General features: G+C 71.4%; 5 protein-coding genes. 1 reads left to right on the top strand and 4 read right to left on the bottom strand.

The features are described from left to right. The first annotated feature begins 358 nt into the window (after positions 1–358). A complete protein-coding gene (locus tag N4G66_RS44950) occupies positions 359–955 on the top strand; it encodes a hypothetical protein (protein ID WP_391858995.1) in 597 nt (198 codons plus the stop codon). Positions 956–1,430: 475 nt separating this feature from the next. Here N4G66_RS44950 and N4G66_RS44945 read toward each other — a convergent pair whose 3' ends face one another. From N4G66_RS44945 to N4G66_RS44930, 4 genes are all read right to left on the bottom strand, one after another. Continuing rightward, complete coding sequence (locus N4G66_RS44945; RefSeq protein WP_261710117.1) at positions 1,431–2,051, bottom strand: Maf family protein; 621 nt, start codon at positions 2,049–2,051, stop codon at positions 1,431–1,433. Between the two features lie 124 nt (positions 2,052–2,175). After that, positions 2,176–2,304 (bottom strand): morphogenic membrane protein MmpB, encoded by a 129-nt coding sequence (mmpB, locus tag N4G66_RS44940; protein WP_261710116.1) that lies wholly within the window; start codon positions 2,302–2,304, stop codon positions 2,176–2,178. Positions 2,305–2,670: 366 nt separating this feature from the next. Next, the gene (locus N4G66_RS44935) at positions 2,671–2,880 is read right to left on the bottom strand and encodes an acyl-CoA carboxylase epsilon subunit (RefSeq protein WP_261710115.1); all 210 of its coding nucleotides are present in this window, start codon (positions 2,878–2,880) and stop codon (positions 2,671–2,673) included. A gap of 33 nt (positions 2,881–2,913) precedes the next feature. Then, positions 2,914–3,055: carboxyl transferase domain-containing protein (locus N4G66_RS44930; protein WP_261710119.1), on the bottom strand; the 142-nt coding region annotated here is incomplete at its 5' end.

The raw sequence follows: 3,055 nt of genomic DNA, 5'->3' as shown, positions 1-3,055 counted from the left end.
CACCTTGCGCACGATGGCTCCCTCCTTGAAAACAAGCCGAGTTTAGGGACAGCCAACACGACGTTTCGACCTGTCCCCAGTGGTGAGCTTGCCCACACGGAGCGTGATACGAGGCTCGCCCTACCCGCGAAATCCCTTGTCGTGCCAAGGCACGCCGGAATCCTTCCCTGAACCCTAGCCCGCAGGTGTGGCCAAGGTCTCTGTGACTCCGTGCTGCGGCCCACAACGATTCTTTGTGGAGTCCCTACGAATGGCCCAACGATTCTTTGCCCTCGCTGGAACCCTTGTCCCGGGGTTTACCCGTTAGTAGCGTTCGGGATGTCTCGAACGTACTTGGGGTAACAGCACGCGGAAGTGGGTGGGGCCGGTGGTGCGCAGACCGGTGGTATGGGTGGCGGCGATCGTGCTCTTCGTGGAGGCGATAGGTATCGCACTCCTCAACTGGTTCCTCGGCGTGGTCGTCGACCGCCAGGACATGTCCCTGGCGGGGCTCGACTCCGACATGATGTCGGCGTCGTCGAAGATCGGCGGACTGGTCTTCGGCCTCTACTTCGCGGCGTGTGCCGTATCGGCCCTGCTGGTCGCGCTCCGCGAACGCCCCCCGGGCCTTCTCGGGCGTGTCCTGCTGATCAGCGTCGCCGTGGTGCACGTCCTGCTCGGCGCCTTCACGGTGGGCCTGGTGGGCTGGGGAGCATTCGCCTTCATGATGGTGGTGCTCGCGTTGATCGTGTTCACCCTCCTGGCGTACGACCGTCGGGAGACCGGCCCTGTCGACGCCGCCCCGGAGGTCGGCGGGAACGGCGACGGCGAGGGGGAGGGTGCCGACGCGGGGAGCGCCGGCCCGGGGGAGGACGTTGCCGCCGGGAGCGTCGACCTGGGCAAGGGTGCTGACGCGAAGGGCACCTCCGAGGCGGAAGCCGTGGCCGCACCCCCGTCGGCCTCCTCGGCCTCCTGACGGCTCTCTCGGCCACTTGGCCGCCCTGCGGGTGCGGCCAGGTCTTTTCGTGCCGGCCGAGGATCTTCCGGCCGGCACGAAGGGCTGCCCTCGACGGGTTGCCCGGCTGAACGCCGGGTGACCGGCCCGGCTGTCCCGTTCCGGCCGGCTGTCCCCCGGGCGGGCGTCCGGCAGTTTCCGTCCCGGGCGTCCGGCAGTTCCGTTCCGGCTGCCCGGCTGCCCGGCTGCCCGGCTGCCCGGCTGCCCGGCTGCCCGGCTGCCCGGCTGCCCGGCTGCCCGGCTGCCCGGCTGCTCCAGTTCCGGGTGTCCGGCCGTTTTCGTTTTGGGTGTCAGGGCGTCCGGCCAGTCCCGTTCCGGGCGTCCGGGTAGTCAGGCATTCGGTCGTCGTCCGGCCGGCAACATCCCTCGGCTGTAAGGCCGTTCCCGTAGCGGTCGGGCGGTGGCAGGCCTGGTCGGCCGCCCCGCGCCGCGGTCCTCACTGCTCCCCGGGCGTCCACAACTCCGTGATCCCGACGCCCAGTTCGGCGAGCAGCCTGCGCACCAACGGGAGCGAGATGCCGATGACATTGCCGTGGTTGCCGTCGATGCCCTCGATGAAGGGGGCGGAGCGGCCGTCGAGGGTGAACGCGCCCGCCACATGCAGGGGTTCGCCCGAGGCGACGTACGCGGCGATCTCCGCGTCGGTCGGTTCGCCGAAGTGGACCACGGTCGAGGCGGTGGCGGACTCCCACCGCTTCTGTGTCGTGTCCCAGACGCAGTGCCCCGTCTGGAGCGTGCCGGCCCGGCCGCGCATCGCCTTCCAGCGCGCGGTGGCCTCCTCGGCGTTCGCGGGCTTGCCGAGGGCCTCGCCGTCCAGGTCCAGCACCGAGTCGCAGCCGATGACCAGCGCGCCCTGGACCTCGGGCCGGGCCGCCACGACGGAGGCCTTCGCCTCGGCCAGTGCCAGGGCGAGTTCGGCGGGGGTGGGTGCGGTGACGGCGTCCTCGTCGACCCCGCTCACGATCACCTCGGGGGCGAGTCCGGCCTGCCGTAGCAGGTTGAGTCGGGCGGGAGACTGCGAGGCGAGGACGAGACGGCGGCGCGGCTGATCGGTCATGCGATCAGGGTATCGGCGCCGATGGGCCCCTGCCTCGGCTGCCGTTCGCCCGACACGGGCGCGGCGGAACCGCCGCCGTGCCGACCATGGACCGGATCGGCCGGGCGCCGGGTGCAGGGCAGGGTCAACGGATGCCCAGCAGGGTCATCGCGACCACCATGGCCAGTGCCAGGAGAACGCCCAGGCGTCGCAACATGTCCTGCATGTCGCGGAGATCCTTGGGGGGTTCGTTCTCCGGGTCGGACCACAGCATGCTCCCGATCGTGCGACGGAGGGGCGGCCGGGCGCCTGAGTACGCATACTCAACTTGCGTACATCCTGTGTGAACGGGTCGGAGGTTTCTGTAACGCGCCGTGTGGCCGGCGACGTGGCCGGCGACCCGGTGTGGAGGGGAGCGGGGCATGGCCGCCCGTCATGCTCGGGCTCGGCGCGACCGCCCGCGCCCCGCGCTCCGTCCGCGCGAGGCCCCGGGTGCGGTCCTGAAGCGCCTTCCACCACAGCACGCGCCGCCGTTCCGGCCCGGTCGAAAGGGCGCGACCGGGAAGAAGGACCGAGCTCGAAACGGCCGCCCCGGCCGGGTCCGGGGCAGTCCCCGGCCCGGCCGGGGCGGCGCCGGGGACTAGCCCGGCCAGTAGCTGCGGCCCCACGTCGTCGGGCCCGGCCGGGGAAGCCGGTGCGCGGCGATGCGGGCGGGGTCGGACCAGGAGTCACGCGGCCCGGACGCGCCGGACGGGGCGGATGCCACCGCCGCGGCGCGTACGCGAACCACCGCCAGTGCGGCGGCCAGCTCCTCCGGGGTCGGATTGCCCCGTACGACCTTGATCGTCATGTCTGCTCTCCCAGGATCCGGGTCTGCGGGGTTCTAGAGCGGGATGTTTCCGTGCTTCTTCGGGGGCAGGGATGCCCGCTTGGTGCGCAGTTGACGCAGGCCGCGTACGACGTGGGAGCGGGTCTGGGAGGGCATGATGACGCCGTCGATGTAGCCGCGTTCGGCTGCGGTGTAC

Origin of the sequence: Streptomyces rhizosphaerihabitans (assembly GCF_025399795.1) — a bacterium.
Lineage (GTDB): Bacteria > Actinomycetota > Actinomycetes > Streptomycetales > Streptomycetaceae > Streptomyces > Streptomyces rhizosphaerihabitans.
Note: the sequence above shows the minus strand (reverse complement) of the source record. Positions and strands in the feature narration are given on the sequence as shown.